This window comes from Pedobacter jeongneungensis (assembly GCF_039538295.1).
GTDB lineage: Bacteria > Bacteroidota > Bacteroidia > Sphingobacteriales > Sphingobacteriaceae > Pedobacter > Pedobacter jeongneungensis.
Genome location: NZ_BAABBY010000003.1, coordinates 196,683 through 215,533, shown reverse-complemented (window position 1 = coordinate 215,533; position 18,851 = coordinate 196,683). Strand labels below are relative to the sequence as shown.

The window sequence follows — 18,851 nt, the reverse complement described above, 5'->3', positions numbered from 1 at the left end:
TTATTTCAGGGTCTATCCAGCAGGAAAGATGCTGAAATGAATTCAGCATGACGACCGCGTTAGTTAAGCAGCCTAAAAATTTTAGTACAAATAGATATTAATGGAACTAAGAAATATCCCCTAAGCGAACAAGATGAAGAAGAGCGATGTAGCAATTATTGGAATGTCATGCATTTTTCCGGGTGCAAAGGATATGCAGACCTTTTGGGAGAATATCATTAACCGGGTAGATTCTACACAACAGGTTCCGGCTGACCGGATTGATCCTGTGCATTTTGATAAAACGGTAAGCGGAGTAGATCGTTTTTACTGCAACCGGGGCGGTTTTATCCCCGATCATCAGTTCGATCCGCAGCGTTTCGGCATTTTACCCTTAGCTGTTGAAGGTACCGAACCCGATCATCTGTTAACCCTCGATCTGGTTCATCAGGCACTTGAAGATGCATCGGTATTCGAAAAAAAATATTCCCTTGATAAAACCGGGATCATTATCGGCAAAGGAAATTACGTAGGCCCCGGGGCAACCCGTGCCATCGAAATTGTGCGCACCGGCGAGCAGATTTCGAGTGTACTGAAAGACCTGATGCCCCAACTTAGCGAGGCTGAAATTGAAAAGGTAAAACACGAATTCCAATTGCGTAAAGGCCGTTTCAGCGCCGATACCGCAATGGGCCTGATCCCTAATTTAGTAGCTTCTTTAGTTGCTAACCGACTTAATTTAGGTGGTTTGGCATTTACGTTAGATGCAGCCTGCGCCAGTTCGCTCATCGCAGTTGATCATGGCGTGCAGGAACTGAATAGCGGCCGTTGCGATATGATTATTGCCGGCGGTGTACATTTGGGTCAGAATGCGGCTTTCTGGAGTATTTTTTCACAACTGGGTGCTTTATCCAAACAGGAAAAAATCAAACCTTTTGATCAGAATGCCGATGGCCTGATTATTGGCGAAGGCTGTGGTTTTGTGGTGCTTAAACGCCTCGAAGATGCCATCCGCGACCAGGATAAAATTTATTCAGTAATTAAAGGCGTGGGCATCAGTAGCGATGGCAGCGGCACCAGTGTAATGAGTCCGTCGGTTAAAGGCCAGTTAAAAGCCATTACCGAAGCATGGAAAAATGCCGGATTAGAAAGTAAAAATATTGGTTATTTAGAAGCTCACGGTACCGGTACACCACTTGGCGACAAAACCGAGGTAGAGACGCTGAAACAGTTTTTTGGTCAGGATGCAGATCTGCCAAAAGCGGGTATCGGTTCGGTTAAATCAAATATCGGTCATGCGATGCCTGCTGCAGGAATTGCCGGCTTGATTAAATCGAGCTTGGCACTGTATCACGGCATCATACCTCCTACTTTACATTGTGATGAGCCCGTTGCGCAACTGGCAGAAACCCGTTTTTCTGCCGTGCAAAAAGCAGCAGACTGGAATCAATCAGGTTTGCCAAAACTAGCGGCCGTAAATGCCTTTGGTTTCGGGGGAATTAATGCCCACGTGGTATTAACCGCTTACGATACGCCTAAAAAAGACGAAGTATTGGTAATTGCACGGCCAAGTCACGAAAGTTTGATCCAATCGCTCGAAAATGGTGATTATAGCGTGGGACAGGGCAATTTCCGTCTGGTATTATTCAACCCAAGTCCCGAAAGGATCAAAAAAGCCTTAAAAATTGTGGCTAAAAATTCTCCCTGGAGAAATAAACAGGACATCTGGTACACCAACTCGCCATTATTGGCCAACAATGGCAAAATAGCTTTCGTTTTCCCCGGCTTAGATGGGCTTGCGGGTGGAGAAATTAAGTCTGTAGCCGATTATTTCAAAATCGGTATCGATGAAAACGAAAAACAGGATGGCCTTTTAAGCGAGGCGCTCAATATCCTGAACAAAAGCAGTGTTTTAGATCAGGCGTTAAAGCAATTGGGCATTAAATCTGATATGAATGCTGGGCACAGCCTTGGCGAATGGCTTGCCGCAAGATCTTCAGAACTGGCAAAAGAAAGTTCTGTTATGAATTTACTGAATGTGCTTAACCCTGAAACTTTTGAACTGAAAGATTCGCGCTTTATTGCTGTAGGTTGTGGTTTAGATACACTTCAACCCATAATTGAAAGCATACCGGATTTGTACCTTTCTAACGATAATTGCCCGCAACAGGTGATTCTTTGTGGCAGTAAAAATGCGCTTGATGAGCTGGTGCCGGTATTAAAAGCGAAACAGATTTTTCATCAGATTTTACCTTTCCAATCAGGTTTCCACTCGCCATTTGTGGCCGATAAACTGGGGCTGATCCTCGAGGGTATGCAGGACATGCAGTTCAGGAAAACCACTATACCACTTTGGTCGGCTACTACTTTAGAAACTTATCCCGAAGGTTTCGAAGCCATCCGTCAGTTAAGTGCCGAACATTTAATCAAACCGGTGCGTTTCCGAGAGCTTACCGAGAAACTATATGCAGAAGGTGCCCGTGTTTTTATTCAGGTGGGCTCAGGTGGTTTGGTCGGTTTTATTGACGATACTTTAAGGGGGAAAGAAATCAGCACCATCAGTGCCAATGTGCCGATCCGTTCGGGCATCACACAGTTGCAAAGGGTTTTGGCCGCGCTTTTTGTTGAAGGAAAAGAAATTGGCCTCAATTATTTGGGCAACATCAAATCAACCCCACCGCAAAAAAACAAAGGTATTAAACTCGAACTCGGTTCTCCGATGATCCATAACCTGCAAACGCTTAAAGGTTTAACCATTAAACAGCCTCAGCCATCACAATCAAAAACAAAAACATTTGTGGAGGCTAAACATCCGGTTTTACAGGCCTTTAACGAAAATGTAATGGAGATGATCAACATGCAGAGCGAAATGATCGAACTATTCGAAAATGCAGCTGTACAAGTCGATCAGCCAAGCAATTGGGCGCCAGCCAAGCCAATAAAACCAGTAAGACAACCTTTTAGCCAAAAACTTGATGTGAGCCTTGAGAACTGTCCTTACCTCATCGATCACTCGCTATTGAGACAACCGAAGGGCTGGCCAACGGTTGAAGATATGGATCCGGTAATCCCAATGACCATGATTTTTGAAGTATTTGCCGAAATAGCCAATGCCCAATCGCCCGAAGAAAAAGTGCATAAAATTATGAATATGCGGGTATTCCAATGGATGAATGTGGTTAAACCTTTCCAGGAAACCGTAACCGGCGAATGGAAAGACGAACAAAGGGTTTATCTTAATTTAGAGCGCTTTGCTAATGCAGAAGTACAATTGGCGACGCAGTTAAACCCTGCTCCAGCCAAATCTTTCGACATTGGAAAGTTACTGGATATCGACCGTACATCGGAACAGATTTACGATGCCCACATGTTTCATGGTCCGGATTATCAGGGCATCAAAAAACTGGTTGCCGTTGGCGAAAAAGGAATTACCGGTATTATTGAAGCCGCGGGTGGAAAAGGTTCATTGCTCGATAATGCCGGTCAGTTGTTTGGTTTGTGGTTACAGCTCACTTTAGAAAAGGATCGGATTGCTTTCCCGGTTAAAATACAGGAAATAGAATTTTTTGGCGATATGGCCGATCAGAAAGGCACTTTCGAATGTACCTGTGTACTTACCGAAATCAACGACGAATTTGCCACTGCCGATATCGTCATGAAAAGAGACGGTCTTACCTGGCTCATCATCACCGGCTGGCAGAACCGCCGATTGGAAATAGACGAACCCCTTTGGAACGTATCGATGTCGCCACTTCATAACCGTTTATCGGAAGAGGTTGCACCAGGTGTTTTTCTTTTCGGTAACGCTTACACGCGTGTGGTATCGTGGGATTTTATCCTGAAAAGATATTTCAACCAAACAGAAAAGAAACACCACAACAACCTTTTGCCCAATAAAAGAAGAACCTGGATGATCAGTCGCGTGGCAGCGAAAGATGCGGTAAGGAATCTACTGAACACTCAGAAAAACCAGGCTTGTTACCCCATTACCTTCGAAATTTATTCGGATGAACACCGCAAACCTTATGTTAAAGGTGGTTTAACCGATAATATTAATATTTCCATCGCACACAAAGGTACAGATGCGGTAGGCATAGCGCGTTTTAACGAACCTGTTGGTATAGATATCGAACATATTGAAGAACGGAGCGCCGGTTTCTTCGATCTTGTGTTTACCGATCACGAAATGGCCCTGCTGCAAAACCTCGACAAAATCGAATGGGCAACCCGTTTCTGGGTAGCCAAAGAAGCCTATGGAAAATACCTGGGCAAAGGTTTACAAGGCAATCCAAAAGCCTATACCGTTGAAGAAATCAACGGCGAAGAATTACGCATCAATAACATCACAATCAAAACAATCAAACATAAAAACTATATCATCGGATGGACACTGTAGCAACTACGAAACTGAGCAGCGAAGAAATTTTCGACCTCATGAAAAAATTTATCACTGAAGTAATCGGCGAAGAATTTGTTGAAGAAATGGATATCACCCCAGAAAGTTCTTTCACCAAGGACCTGGAAATGGATAGCATCGAAATCGTATCTTTTTCCGAAAAAATCAAGGCACATTTTGGTGAGCAGATCGATTTTACGGGCTGGTTATCATCAATGGATCTAGATCAGCTGATCAACTTAAACTTAGGCATGATCATCTCTTATATCGAAGAATGCCAATCGTAACGGTAAACGGCAAATCGGTTCATATTCAGGAGCTCAATAAAGGTGCTGCTGAAACCATCGTGCTCGTTCATGGGATGTTCAGTAACCTTTCTGTCTATTATTTTAATATCGCACCGCTGCTGGCTACCAAATATCATGTGGTACTTTATGACTTAAAAACTCATGGCATGAGCGAAAAGGCTTTAGAAGGATACGATCTGGAGAGCATGACCAACGATCTGTTTGCCTTAATGGAGACATTAAATCTTCAAAAAGTGCATTTGGGCGGTTATAGTTTTGGCGGATTGATTGCCTTAAAAATGTCCATCCGCTTTCCAGAGCGGATTAACAAGCTTGCCATAATAGAAGCACCAGATCCGAACGATGATAAAACCAGGGGCATTATTGATGAGTACAGTCGTGAGTTTCTGGAACATTACGTCGAAAATTTTACCGACACCACTAAAGTAAAAATGGGTAAAAGGCAAATGGAACGCAACCACCGCATGTACGAGTACCTCTTTTATCAAACTTCGATTAAAACCGATATGGAGCTTGAAAAAGACTTTTTCAGCAATGAGGCAATTAGAACCATACAACAATCTACCCTATTATTATATGGTACCGATTCTAATTGTTTAAACGCAGGAAAATACCTTGACGGGCTGATCGAAAATGCAGATTTAATTGCCGTTCCGGGCGATCATAATATCCCGATCCAGCAACCATTAGTTATTGCAGAAGCATTATTAAACTTCTTCCAGGAAAAATAAAATTAAACACAGATGGCAAAATTCGTATTTGTAGTTCCTCCCCTAACCGGCCATATTAACCCAACTTTGAGTATGGGTGCAGCTTTATTGGATAGAGGCCACCGTGTAGCATGGATTACTTTAGATCAATCGCTGGGTGATAAACTGCCCGAAGGTGGCGAATTGCTCGTAATCAGTTACGACCAGAACGATCAGCAGAAAAAAGATTCAGAAAAGTACCTCGATATCATCACTAAAAAAATCGTTTATGGCATCGATAGCATCAAGTTTCTCTATGAAGAAGTACTGATCCCGCTAAACAGACACAGTTACGAAGGCATTGCCGGTCTGCTCGATCAGTTTAAACCTGATGTGGTAATTACCGATCACCAGATGTTTGCCGGTGCCATTGCCGCAACCAATAAAAACTATCCTTATGTCACTTCGGTTACTGCCCCTGCAGCCATAAAAGTAATGGACGAGCTCCCAAAAGTGCACGAGTGGGAAGTGAACCAGATTGTGGAACTACAAAAAGAATTCGGCATTACCGCGAGCAGTTCCATTGCCTGTTCAGATCTTGCTACTTTGGTATTTACCTCCCGCGATTTTTTCGGGGAGATGGATTTACCAGCACACTTTAAATTTGTAGGTCCTGTTTTTAACCGTCGCAAAACCTCTATTCCTTTTCGTTGGGAAGCATTTCATACCAGCCAGCTCAAAATATTGGTGAGCATTGGTACCACCTTCGATCACGAACATAAAAAAGCTTTTTTTGCCAAGGTAATCGAGGCTTTTGCAAACGAAGACCTGCGCGTGGTGGTGGTTTCCGATCCGACTTTATTTGAAGAATGGCCTGCTAATTTTACCGTGCAGCGCCAGGTACCGCAACTGGAACTTTTACCGCACCTTGATGCTGTGGTTTGCCATGGCGGACACAATACCGTTTGCGAAACTTTAATGAATGCACTGCCCATGGTTGTCATCCCGATTGCTTACGACCAAAGCCATGTAGCCGGACGTGTTTTCAGGGTTGGTGCCGGAGAACGTTTAAACTTTAACCGTTTTAAAGCCAGTCACCTTAAAGAAGCCGTAAATAAAGTACTGCAGAACGATAGTTATAAAATAGCTGCAGCGCAGATCAAACAATCTTTTATCCAGGCTGGTGGAACAGAAAGTGCCGCCGATTTACTGGAAGCTTTAAGCAATAAAACCTCAAACGTATTCATCAGTTAAATTATACATTATGTCAAAATTCCTTTTCGTAGTCCCGCCTTTTTTCGGTCATATAAGCCCAACATTAAGCATTGGTGCAAGTTTACTGGCCCGTGGCCATGAGGTAAAATGGCTGGGTATCACGCCGCTTGCTCAGGTGCACCTACCAGAGGGTGGCGAATTTATTTACCCTGAAGAAGATCTGGCGGAGTATGCTGATGAAATACAACGCATTTTAAAACGTCAGGATGATGGCCCTGCCTGTTCTGGTCCCGAGGTGATGAAACTGGCCCTCGAAGAAACCTATGTACCTTTTGCCAAAATGATGATGAAAGGCCTGAACAACTTTGTTGATGCATGGAAACCCGACGTGATCATTAACGACTGCATTACCTTTGCAGGTGCATTAAGCGCACATTTAAAAGGTATTCCATCGGTTACCACTACCCCTGTGCCACCTGATGTAATGGGCGATACCGCCAACAGTGCACCTAAAATATTCGAATGGCAGCAAAACCTGATTAAAGGTTTACAAAGGGAAGTAGGCATTTACAGTGATGATATCCACATTCACTCCCACGAGCTGAATATGGTTTTTACCTCGCAGGCTTTTGCCGGTTTTGAAGAAAAACCACCGCACATGCATTTTGTTGGTCCTGTAAAAGGCAGGCCAAATTTAGCACCATTCGATTGGGAACGTTTAAGCCAGGCCACTACGCCAAAAGTATTTGTTTCACTAGGTACTTTATTGGTTGATATCCGTAAAGAATTCTTTCAGAGACTGATTACAGCTTTCGAAAACCAGCCCGTAACCATTGTAGCCGCAACCAATCCCGATATTTTTGAAAAATGGCCTGATAACTTCATTGTAAACGGTTTTGTTCCACAATCAGAATTAATGCCACACATGGATGCGGTAATTTGCCACGGAGGTTTTAATACCGTAAATGATACCTTCACCAATGGTTTACCGATGTTGATTACACCTATCGCTTACGATCATTTTCATACGGCTAAATTAATTGAGGGCGCAGGCTGTGGCGTAAGCATCCGTTACAAACGTTTACGCATCAGCGATTTAAGAAATACCGTTTTTGAGCTTTTGGAAAATCCGAAATACCGCCAGGCCGCAGAAAAAATAAGAGAAACATTTATCGCAGCCGGTGGCAATGATAAAGCGGTGCAGTTACTGGAGGATTTTGCAGAAGTTAATAGAGTTGTCAACTTTGATGGCCCGCTTGCCTAGAAGTTGACAACTCTGGAGGTAAATTACAAAGAACGGCCGTCATTGCGAGGAGGCTTTTTCAGCCGAGGAAGCAATCTTACTACTATAGGTTATAGCGATTGCTGTAAGATTGCTTCTGGAGATAATCGCTCCCCGCGATCGTCATCTCGACTGAAGCGCAGCGGAACGGAGAGATCTACCTCGAGACAGATTTCTCGACTGCGTTGCACTCCGCTCGAAATGACGACTTTTTATGAATACAACACTAACCTAAATGAAAAGAAAACTGCTATTTGGCGAAAGGATGTTATACGGAGACGGCAAAAGCCCGTTTAACATCGTAATGCCCTTTAAAATCAGAGGAGAAATAAAGGAAGACAACTTAAGGTTTGCCCTCTTCAAAATCCAGAAAAAACATCCATGGTTAACGGCGGCGATAAGATTTGATGAAGATAAAAAACCCTGGTTTGTAACCAATCTTACCGAAAATTTTAGGATTCCTGTTCGGATTGTGGACAGATTAAATGATGAGCATTGGGAGCAGGAATCTACTTACGAGTGGAAAACCCTTTTTGATGCCACAACCGCGCCGCTTTGCCGCATTACCTGGGTAAAAGGGGAAAATGTTTCCGAAATTTTAATGGTGTATCACCATTGCCTTTGCGATGGCACTGCTACCCTTTCAATTTTAACCGAACTGCTTCAGCTTTTAGATGATCCGGATACCGATATTGGCAGGGAAATCCCGATTATGGGCGTGAAAGATGTGATTCCGGCAAAAGTGTTGAACAGTTACCGCAACCGCACCAAAAACGGTTTGATCGGTAAAATTGCCACGCTCGCCCTGTGGATGATCCCCATAAAAAAAGTAGCCGTTGAGCGTAAAAAGGATTTTATGCTCCGCTGGAGATTTGATCAGGAATTTACCAAAGAAATTATCACTTTCTGCAAAACCAATCAGTTTACCGTAAACACATTGTTAAGTGCTGCTGTTTTAACCGCATTTAAAGCGGTAAGGAAAGAAAAAGCATTCAACAAAATATCTCTTCCCGTTGATATCAGAAACTTTAATCCGATCATTAAAAAAGACCACATTTTTGCCTTTGGTTTAATGATCGTGCTTTCCCTGTCGCCTGAAAAAGACTTTTTGGAAAATGTGAAAGCTTTACAAAAAGAGGTGAACGATAAATCGGCCAAACTTAACCCGTATAGCCTGATGATGATGATGGAATCCTGCCACCCTGCGCTTAAAAATTTCACCAATTTCTTAAAATATGGCAAATCGAGCAACGACTGTATGTTTTCTAACCTTGGTAAAATCGATATCCAACATCAATATCAAAACTTTGAAGTAGAAAGTATATTCAGTCCTTCCGTAATGGGGCCTTTGGGCAATACCACCACCATGATTGCATCTACCTACCGCAACCTGATGGACTTTACTTTTGTGGCCAGCGAAGGTTATCTTCCTTTTAACGAAGCAGAAGCAATTAAAGACAAAGTAATCCAAATTCTCAAAACCGAGGTAGTTCAACCCCTCGAAATTTTAAGCGCAACCGCATGAAAAGAAGATTAATTTTAGGAGAACGGATTATGCATGTGGATGCGAAAACACCTTTAAACTGTGTTTTTACGGCTAAAATATCCGGAACCATCAGCGAAGAAAACCTGCACCGTGCATTGCATAAAATCCAGCAAAAACATCCGCTGCTGCAGATGAACATTGATGCTACAGGCAAAGAGCCTTACTTTGTACTGAACGAGAACATTGGTAAAATACCAGTTAGGATTACAGAACGTTTAACCGAAAATGATTGGCTCACCCAATCCAAAACCGAATGGTACAAACTTTTTGACGCCCAAAACCAGCCATTGGCGAGGCTGGTTTGGTTAAAAGGCGAAACAGTATCTGATCTTCTGCTCGTGCTTCCGCATTGTATCTGCGATGGAACCACCATTTTAAATCTGCTGCGCGAACTAATGACATTGACCGATAATCCCGAACAGGATCTTATCCCCTATCCCTCATTTCATACCGTAAAAGATCTTTTACCCGAAGATTTTTCCATCACTAAACTTGGTCATTTTAAAGGAAAGGTTTTTGCAGCGCTTGGCCGTTTATTTTTCTTTTTCAAGGCTACTTCCAATACCCATGTAGACCGGAGTAATTACACCGTTCACTGGAAATTCAGTGCCGAAAATACCAAAAAACTATTGCAGAAATGCAAAGAAAAAAACACTACGGTACACGCCGCCATCTGTGTGGCTTTTATGGAAGCTTTTAAAGAAGTTCAAGGTACCAAAGCGCATGGCAAAGTCATCTGTCCGGTTGATATCAGGCGTTTTGTAGCAGCCATAAAACAGGATACCATGTTTGCTTTTGCGCCTATTGCAGAACTTAAACTCGACCCGATAGAAAATGGTTTTTGGGCAAAAGCACAGTTATTAAAAAGCGATCTCGATGCAAAAATAGCTGAAATGAAAGTGTACGACCTGTTAAGCATGAGCGAATATTTCCATTCATCCGTAAATAAAATGATCGGTTTTTTAAAAACCACCAAAGGCACTCATGATGTAACTTTAAGTAACATGGGGCTTTTAAACATACCAAAGGATTACCAAAATTTTTCTATCGAAACCATTTACAGTCCAACGGTTGCTTTTCCGTGGAAAAATGCCAATACTTTGGTCTGCAGTACCTTTAACGGACAATTGGATTTCTCTTTCATGTCCAACGAGTCATTTTTAAGGGAATTTGAGGCCTGGAAGATTAAAGACCGGGCGATGGAACTGATTAAGGAAAATTTAAATGAGTTTGCAAATGTCTGATTCTGTAGAATACGACGAGGAGGCCAAAGCATCCAACTGGAAGAAATTTGTGCGAAAAAACCTGCTTATCCACCTCATCCCGAATATGGTATTGAACACCATAATACCTTATTTTGCTTTTAAAGCGCAGAACTCGGTACATTTATTTAGCGGCGAGCAAAATCTGGCCAGGTTTTTACTGCCCATGTCTTTATTACTTCCTTTTATGATTACGCTTGATATTTTAAAGAAAATAAAGGAACTGCAACACACAGGTGCCATCTATTACAAAGAAAATGTAAAAATTTCAGGCTATCCCTTTATTTTGAAAAAAGCAGGACTGAATGGTTTGTATAGCATTTTGATTGTATTTACCTTGATGCTTACCCTGCATTTCTCTTTTCCGCCCAATCACGATTTCGGGGTTACTCTATCCGCTATTTGCGCAGGTTTATTGGCCGGCTTATATTCTATTACTTTTTTCTACCTGGCCATCAGGAAGTTTAAGATTGAGACAACTTAGTATTATTTTAAATAATTTTTGTCATTCTGAGCGCAGCGAAGAATCTGTTTCCTATCAGCACTACTCTGTAATGAACATACGAACTTTACTTAGCGGGAAGGTCACAACCTTTCCTTCGTCGGTCAGGGATTCTTCGCTGCGCTCAGAATGACAGCAGCAATTAAAAACAACCATTACATAAAATAGTCTTCATTTGTAACATTGATTAATGAGGTGTGCATTTGTAATACACAAAGTAATACATTAATGGCGATAAAATCGACTTTCTCATCCATCTTCCTATCAAACAAGGATGATGTAAATAGACTACTTTTGTCATTCTGAGCGCAGTGAAGAATCTGTTTCCTATCAGCACTACTGTTTAATGAACATACGAACTTTACTTAGCGGGAAGGTCACAACCTGTCCTTCGTTGGTCAGGGATTCTTCGCTGCGCTCAGAATGACAGCAGCAATTAAAAACAACCATTACATAAAATAGTCTTCATTTGTAACATTGATGAATGAGGTGTGCATTTGTAATACACAAAGTAATACATTAATGGCGATAAAATCGACTTTCTCATCCATCTTCCTATCAAACAAGGATGATGTAATAGACTACTTTTGTCATTCTGAGCGCAGTGAAGAATATGTTTCCTACCAGCACTACTGTTTAATTAACATACGAACTTTACTTAGCGGGAAGGTCACAACCTGTCCTTCGTTGGTCAGAGATTCTTCGCTGCGTTGAGAATGACAGCAGCAATTAGTTAATCAATGATATTTTTAACTGCATTCTGTTTTACCATATAAGACATATCAGAACATTTAAGCGCTTGTGTCCTTAAATTCCTTACCTTGTATAAATAAATATTTCAACATTTTCTTATCTGTGTGCATCCTTTTCATCTGTGGTTAAAATACCTAAAAAACTGTTACTCTAACCACACCATCTGCGTAAAAGCACCATTACTGGCAATATCCCAGGCTTCTACCCTCACCCATTTACGTCCTTTCAAATCAACCGGCCAGCTGAAATCCTTTTTACCAAAAGCCTGCGTTGTATTTAAATTAATGCGTTTGCGGTAAACCTTCGCTCCATCACCTGACACAATTTCTGCAAAACTTAAAGGAAACGTCCAGTTTAACTGCATATTTACTGTTGCTTTGCCACTCTGATCAATTTTCAATGTTTCTCCCGCACCTTTTCCATTAATACTGAACGCAGGAATCAATACTTCTCCGGTAGATACAAAAAACTTTCCTTTCCTTATTACATCCAGTACAGGTTGCCAGCCATCAGCATAATCTGGCACCTTATCTAACTGTAAATAGTTTACGTTTAAGTGTGCATACATTTCATTCTGCTCTGTAATCGTAAAAATATCTGCTTCCGAAATCACATGTTTTTTCAAACCCCAGTTCGCCATATCATCCATCAGGTTCAGCACCCTTTTACTTAAGGTAGGCAATGAAAGATCTGCCGGAATAGCTTTCCACGCAGCCCCCATAAAGGTTTCCGATTTAAAAAAATCCTCTTCCTTATATTTATCGGGGTAACCTGTTGAGGCTTTGGTACGCGCATGTGCCGTCCAGGCCAAACCATGCTCCTGCTCCAGTAATTTAAGCATTTCGGCTTTATCATTTATGCGGTACACTTTTCCATACTTCGGATCGTTGCTTTCGAAAGGAAGATCGCCCTTCCGCGACATCACCCAATAAACCGGTTTAGGAAAAAAGGCCAGCCAGTGCCCGCCATAAAAATTATTGGCTTCTTCTCCCGGTAGTAATAAAAAATTTGGGTCAGATAACCTTTTGGTTTGTTTAAACAAGGCATCTAATTCCTTTAAACGAACCGAATCTGGTCCTTTCGGGTGCCCCGGACCATGAAACTCGGCAAGCTTCACAATATTTAAGCCCGTTTTTTTAAGCACTTCAACAAATTCGGGCTTTTCCGGAACGGCTTTTCCGCTTAACACCACATCAGAAATAAATTCATTATGAAAATGACTGGCCATCGTTTTATAACCGGGCAATGCAACATAAGAATCGTTATGGGTAAACTTTTTAACTTCTGTTAAAACGGCATTTGCTTTGCCCGTACTCAATAAACAGAAAAAATTGAGTCTTTGCTGGGTATTTGGCGGCGCATTAAACCAGGGCACATAACGTTTATCGCCCAAAGGATCCTGGCGGATGCCGATACCATAATCAGGGATCAGGTTTAAATAATTGCTGCCTTTCCAGGTAAATTTGAGGTTAAAGGCTTCGTCTAACGGATAAAAATATTGATGCGGTGCCGGAAACACCGCTAAACTTCCACCAGCATTTTCGCCGATTACGGTACGGTATTTTACTTCGAGGTTTTTAGCGGCGTCGGTTTTAACACCTTTTTCCGTCTGCAGATTTCCTTTTACATCACTCCAAACAACATTGTTCCATATCTCTTTTTTATTCACCAATCCGGCATCGTATAAAATTGCTGTAGAATCTTTTTGGGTAGATACCACAGCCGCTATGTTAAATAAAGGGCTGCCATTATAAAGCGTTATCTCTAAAGCACCCCTAAAGTTTTCGCTTTCAATGCCGTTTATCTTTATCACCGTTTGCGAGCCATTGCTCGAAACGCTGGCCGCTCCCTTTTCAAATTTTAATGCATTCGTAGTGTACGGCCTCGTAGGTACCCGATCGAAAAATACATCCCAACCGCCACTTTCGGGACTTAAAGTACGTTTGCCTACCCGTAAAACAAATGCAGGATCGAGGTTGGCAGCAATTTCTTTTAAAGCACCTTTTTTCCCCAGTTGCAAACTGCTGAATAAAGGCTTCGCCTGATCGAGGTTTAAAATCATTTTACCAAAAGCACCATCACCCACGGGCCAGTTTAGCACCAGTTCTTTTTTATTGGAAGAGACGGTAGCCCCATTATTTTTAAATGATTTTAAATTCACCTGACCTTTAGCATAAAAAGCTGAAAAACAGATAATAAGCAGTAATGCAATGGAATTCTTCATATTTGGTTAAACGTTTTACTAAAGCAAGATAAGGATTAATATTGTTAAGTTGTTAAGATTAATAAATTGGTTAACTGCATAAATTGGTTAATCGGTTAACTGAGGAGATTTACTTAATTGGTCAATAGTTCTAATCCGCTCAGCGCCATTCGCCCGGCGATTATTCATTAAGCAATAGTGAATGATTATTGATTATTTTCTCCTTGTGGTTAACACATAGATCGGCCCGACTGAGGACTATAGACTCCAGACTTAGGACTAAAAAAACCTGTTCACAAAAATGCCCGTTACTTTTGTTCATTTTTATTTTTTTTATAAAAAAACAGTTACAATGTTTAACTTGAATCAGAATTTAAAAATCAAACATCTTGCATCCTATACTCATCAGAAATAATGTAAAAATACTTGGCGAAGGTAGTCAGGTAATCATGTTTGCGCATGGCTTTGGCTGTGCACAAAGTGCCTGGAAATTCATCATCGATGCTTTTATGGATGACTATAAAGTGATCCTGTTTGATTATGTAGGTTCAGGCGACTCAGACCTCAGCCAGTATGATAAACACAAGTATGCTACCTTAGAAGGTTATGCCTGCGATGTGATTGATATTATTGAGGCCCTGGAGTTAAGTAACGTAATCTTTATCGGCCACTCGGTAAGCAGCATGATTGGCATGATTGCGGCTCTGCAGATTCCTGAAGCATTTAAAAAATTAGTATTTATCGGACCATCGCCGCGGTATTTAAATGATCATGATTATATTGGCGGCTTTAATGTGGGAGACCTTGAAACCATTTTTGAACATATAGCTGAAGATTATGTGGGCTGGAGCAAACAACTGGCTCCCGTGGTAATGGATACCCCATCGAAACCAGAACTCTCCGATTTTTTACAGGAGTGTTTCGAAGCTACCGATCCAAGCGTGGCGCTGGCTTTTGCAATGGCTACTTTTAAAGCCGATTACAGGGATAAGTTAAAAAATCTCGAAGTGCCAAGTCTTACGCTACAAAGCTCAAACGATATCATAGCCCCTTTATCAGCAGGCGAATTCATCTACAAAAATACACCCGAAAACTTTTTAGTAGTTATGAAAGCTACCGGTCATTTTCCGCACATTAGCGCACCGGAAGAAACCATCAAAGAGATAAAAGAATTTATTGGCGATTCAAAACCGATCCCTACATCCGGTCACCTTTTTGCCTCATAATCCAGGCTAAAAATAATAAAGCCAGAGAAGGGTTAATGTGATCATCAATCAATCAAAAACATCCTGACTTCTTCTTTGGCCATTTCACATACCGATACAATCTGATTTACATGCTGTTTAAACTGATTGTGAGTGAGGTTATCATATTCAACAGCTTCAAGCGCAGCATTTAATTTTGGTTTTAAACCCATTAAATAAACTGTTGATTTCATTTTATGCACTGTACGCTTTAATGCTTCATAATTTTTCTTTTCAAGGCTATTGGTTAAATGAATTAACTCATCAGCTATAATCGAGATAAACTTTTCGGCCATTTCGCGCTCAAAACCAGCATCACCCCTGCTAATCTCTTTCAAATAGCTTAAATTGATGGTTTGGCAGGCTTTAGTTTGAGTATGCTTTTTTTCACTTAATTTCATAAACCGTTATAAAATGTGCATCCGTTTATTTAAAACAGATTTATAGGCATCCGATACCGGAACAAACTGCTTATGTATAATTAAAGTATTGCCTTCTATGGTATCTATTTTACCAATATTGATAATAAACGAACGGTGAACCCGGACAAAATTTTTAACAGGCAGTTTATCTTCGATTGATTTTAAAGAGGAATGGATAGAATAGGTTTTTTCGGCCATATAAATTTTCACATAATCGCCCTGCGCCTCCAGGTAATTAATATCATCCAGCTTAATCCGCCTGATCACTCCAGAATCCCTGATAAAAACAAAATCATCAGGATTATTGCCTACAAACAGGTTGCTCAGGTGATAAATTTCCTTTGCCTTTTTAACCGCCATTAAAAACCGGTCGGGTGTAATTGGTTTGGAAATAAAATCGACAACATTAAGGTCGAATGCTGTTGCAGCATAATCCTTTTTCGAGCTGATAAATACAATTAACGGTCTTTTTTCTCCCAGTCCTTTAACCAGTTCTATCCCAGATATTCCCGGCATCTCTATATCCAGTAACAAAAGGTCTATTTTATGGATGGCAAGATTTTGATAGGCATCTTCCGCATTTTCGCACTCGGCAATTAATTTCAAAGACGGGTCAATCTTTAAAAAATGGCTGATCGTATTTCTTGCAATTACATGGTCATCAACGATTAAGCAGTTCATAGTATCAGATTAACGTCACAAATAAAACTAAGCATAACCAGCAGGAATATTTCTGATGAATAAATAATGAACAAAATGAATAAAATCTATATTTGCAGAAATCCGTTCCTGCTTTCGTCACGTATATACGCCCGTTCGTCTATGATTCCTGCCTTTCTAACGCCATAATATTGGCCCGGAAGCTAATCAGCCCTAGATTTGTTCAACATCATCCAACAAAAGTTAACCCTATTATTTAAAAAAAATAAAATGAACACCATTAAAACAATTGCACTTTCAACCCTCTCAATTATTTCGGTTTATACTGCTAAAGCACAAACCTTTAAAGAGCCGGTAAGCTACAAACTCAAAAATGGCATGAACATCATCATTTCTGAAAATGACAGATCGCCAAAAGCTTACTCGAGTTTTACATTAGATGCCAAAGCATTCGACAATAAAAAAGATGGCGTAGTGGAGTTATTAAATGCAGTATTAAACGAAAACGTGAACAAAAACACGAACATCAGTTTTAATGATAACAGCGGCAAACTGGCTACCGCTAGTGCCGATCTTGACAAAGATTTAACTGAAATGGCTGCTTTAATCCAAAATGCAACAATCGATCAGACAACTTTCAATACAGCAAAAGCTAAATTGATCACCAGCCTTAAAGCACACGATTATGATTACGATCAATCTGTAAATGAAGCTTCTATCAACGCTTTAACCCTTGCTGACGTAAAAAGCTTTTACAGCCAGATTTCTCCTGAAAAAACGTTTTTAACCATTGCAGGTGATGTAGAATTAAGCACAGCTAAATCATCAGCTAAAAAAGCTTTCGGCAACTGGAGCAAAACACATGAAATTGCTTCAACAGTAGCTAAATAATAATAAACCAAACAAATATAGGCCCCTTGATTAATTTCAAGGGGCTTTTTTATGCTTAAAATGTTACAGAAAAACATATTTATACCCGATTTTTTAAGTTATCATTCAATATATTAGCTAACTAATTATTTTTTTGGTAATACAGATGAAAAAAATCTACTCAATTATACTTTTTGCTTCAATAAGTTTATCTATCAAAGCACAAACTGTGGTTATCCGCAATCAGGATATCGATAAAATGGTTAAAGCGGTTAATCAGGATTCTTTAAAGTCGTATATCTCAAAAATGGTTGCATTCGGCACAAGGAACACCTTAAGCGATATTAAAAGCAAAACCAAAGGCATTGGTGCAGCAAGAAACTGGGTAGTAAGCAAATTTAACCAGTTTGCAAAACAGGGCGATGGCCGGCTAACTGCCTATTTAGATACCACCACCTTTAAACCCGATGGCAAAAGAGTAGATCAGCCCACTTTATTGGGTAACGCTGTTGCCGTATTAAAAGGTACCGATGTAAACGATAAACGCGTATATGTGGTAAGCGGTCACCTCGATAGCCGGGTTACCGATGTAATGAACAGAACCAGCGATGCACCGGGCGCTAACGATGATGGCAGCGGTGTGGCCGGCGTAATTGAGGCCGCAAGGATTATGAGCCAGTATAAATTTGCTGCTACCATTATTTTTGTAGCCGTAAGTGGCGAAGAACAGTCTTTATTGGGATCGGGTTTTATGGCTGCAAAGGCAAAAAAAGAAAACTGGAATGTAGATGCCATGCTGAACAACGACATGATTGGCAGTAACAACAGCAGCGAAACCCAGATTATAGACAATACCAGGTTACGGGTTTTTAGTGAAGGCTTACCAGGTTACGAGTTAGATAAAAATGCAAAAAGCATCCGCCAGTTTGGTTTGGAAAATGACGGAAAAAGCCGTCAGCTGGCACGTTATGTTAAAGAAATCGGCGAGCGTTATGTAGATCAGCTCGAAGTAAAACTGATTTACAGGAACGACAGGTTTTTACGGGGCGGCGACCATACGCCATTTGTAGAAAATGGCTTTACCGCCGTGCGCATTACCGAAATGAACGAAAATTTCGACCACCAGCACCAGGATCTGAGAACAGAAAAAGGAATCAGGTATGGCGATTTACAGGAATTTATGGATTTTGAGTACCTGCGCAAAAACACCGGCGTAAATATTGCCGTTCTGGCCAATCTGGCGAAAGCACCATCTGTACCTGCCGAGGTAAAAGTAGATGTTAAAAACCTGAGCAATTCTACATATCTGTACTGGAAAGCGCCTGTAAATGGTACTGTAAAAGGCTATTATGTATTAATGCGCGAAACCAGCAGCCCGGTTTGGGAGAAGAAGTTTTTCACCACTGCCACCGAATTAAGATTGCCTTACAGTAAAGACAATTATTTATTTGCCGTACAAAGTGTTGGAAACGAAGACAATGAAAGTTTACCCGTTGTTCCGGGCATTGGCAGGTAAAAAC

The 18,851-nt window shown here is 41.0% G+C and carries 14 protein-coding genes; 11 read left to right on the top strand and 3 right to left on the bottom strand.

The annotated features are described in order from the left end of the window. The first annotated feature begins 133 nt into the window (after positions 1–133). From ABD769_RS06915 to ABD769_RS06880, 8 genes are all read left to right on the top strand, one after another. Complete coding sequence (locus ABD769_RS06915; RefSeq protein ID WP_344850563.1) at positions 134–4,375, top strand: beta-ketoacyl synthase N-terminal-like domain-containing protein; 4,242 nt, start codon at positions 134–136, stop codon at positions 4,373–4,375. After that, a complete protein-coding gene (locus tag ABD769_RS06910; RefSeq protein ID WP_344850561.1) occupies positions 4,363–4,662 on the top strand; it encodes an acyl carrier protein in 300 nt (99 codons plus the stop codon). Before ABD769_RS06915 ends, ABD769_RS06910 begins: the two co-directional genes overlap by 13 nt. Then, entirely contained in the window at positions 4,650–5,414 is a 765-nt protein-coding gene (locus tag ABD769_RS06905) for an alpha/beta fold hydrolase (RefSeq protein ID WP_344850558.1), read from the top strand. The genes ABD769_RS06910 and ABD769_RS06905 overlap by 13 nt, the downstream gene beginning before the upstream one ends. A 12-nt stretch (positions 5,415–5,426) precedes the next feature. Beyond that, positions 5,427–6,626, top strand: a complete 1,200-nt coding sequence (locus tag ABD769_RS06900; RefSeq protein WP_344850556.1) for a glycosyltransferase — start codon at positions 5,427–5,429, stop codon at positions 6,624–6,626. Between the two features lie 10 nt (positions 6,627–6,636). Then, a complete protein-coding gene (locus tag ABD769_RS06895) occupies positions 6,637–7,851 on the top strand; it encodes a glycosyltransferase (RefSeq protein WP_344850554.1) in 1,215 nt (404 codons plus the stop codon). A 253-nt stretch (positions 7,852–8,104) separates the two neighbouring features. Beyond that, complete coding sequence (locus ABD769_RS06890) at positions 8,105–9,394, top strand: condensation domain-containing protein (protein WP_344850552.1); 1,290 nt, start codon at positions 8,105–8,107, stop codon at positions 9,392–9,394. Beyond that, positions 9,391–10,659, top strand: coding sequence for a hypothetical protein (locus ABD769_RS06885; protein ID WP_344850550.1), 1,269 nt, complete (start codon positions 9,391–9,393; stop codon positions 10,657–10,659). The genes ABD769_RS06890 and ABD769_RS06885 overlap by 4 nt, the downstream gene beginning before the upstream one ends. Next, positions 10,652–11,161, top strand: coding sequence for a hypothetical protein (locus ABD769_RS06880; RefSeq protein WP_344850549.1), 510 nt, complete (start codon positions 10,652–10,654; stop codon positions 11,159–11,161). The genes ABD769_RS06885 and ABD769_RS06880 overlap by 8 nt, the downstream gene beginning before the upstream one ends. Before the next feature lie 916 nt (positions 11,162–12,077). On the opposite strand, the gene ABD769_RS06875 is transcribed toward ABD769_RS06880, so the two are convergent. Further along, positions 12,078–14,156 carry a CehA/McbA family metallohydrolase domain-containing protein gene (locus ABD769_RS06875; protein ID WP_344850548.1) on the bottom strand — a complete coding sequence of 693 codons (2,079 nt, stop codon included), beginning with the start codon at positions 14,154–14,156 and terminating at the stop codon, positions 12,078–12,080. Between the two features lie 368 nt (positions 14,157–14,524). Between ABD769_RS06875 and ABD769_RS06870 the strand changes: the two genes are divergently transcribed. Beyond that, the gene (locus ABD769_RS06870; protein ID WP_344850546.1) at positions 14,525–15,361 is read left to right on the top strand and encodes an alpha/beta fold hydrolase; all 837 of its coding nucleotides are present in this window, start codon (positions 14,525–14,527) and stop codon (positions 15,359–15,361) included. A gap of 44 nt (positions 15,362–15,405) precedes the next feature. Here ABD769_RS06870 and ABD769_RS06865 read toward each other — a convergent pair whose 3' ends face one another. Further along, positions 15,406–15,780: an Hpt domain-containing protein gene (locus tag ABD769_RS06865; RefSeq protein WP_344850544.1), complete on the bottom strand. Its 375-nt coding sequence runs from the start codon at positions 15,778–15,780 to the stop codon at positions 15,406–15,408. A 6-nt stretch (positions 15,781–15,786) separates the two neighbouring features. After that, a complete protein-coding gene (locus tag ABD769_RS06860; protein WP_344850542.1) occupies positions 15,787–16,482 on the bottom strand; it encodes a LytR/AlgR family response regulator transcription factor in 696 nt (231 codons plus the stop codon). A gap of 249 nt (positions 16,483–16,731) precedes the next feature. On the opposite strand from ABD769_RS06860, the gene ABD769_RS06855 reads away from it, so the two are divergent. Continuing rightward, positions 16,732–17,352: a peptidase M16 family protein gene (locus tag ABD769_RS06855; RefSeq protein WP_344850540.1), complete on the top strand. Its 621-nt coding sequence runs from the start codon at positions 16,732–16,734 to the stop codon at positions 17,350–17,352. 145 nt (positions 17,353–17,497) lie between these two features. Further along, complete coding sequence (locus tag ABD769_RS06850) at positions 17,498–18,847, top strand: M28 family metallopeptidase (RefSeq protein WP_344850539.1); 1,350 nt, start codon at positions 17,498–17,500, stop codon at positions 18,845–18,847. Positions 18,848–18,851 lie beyond the last annotated feature (4 nt).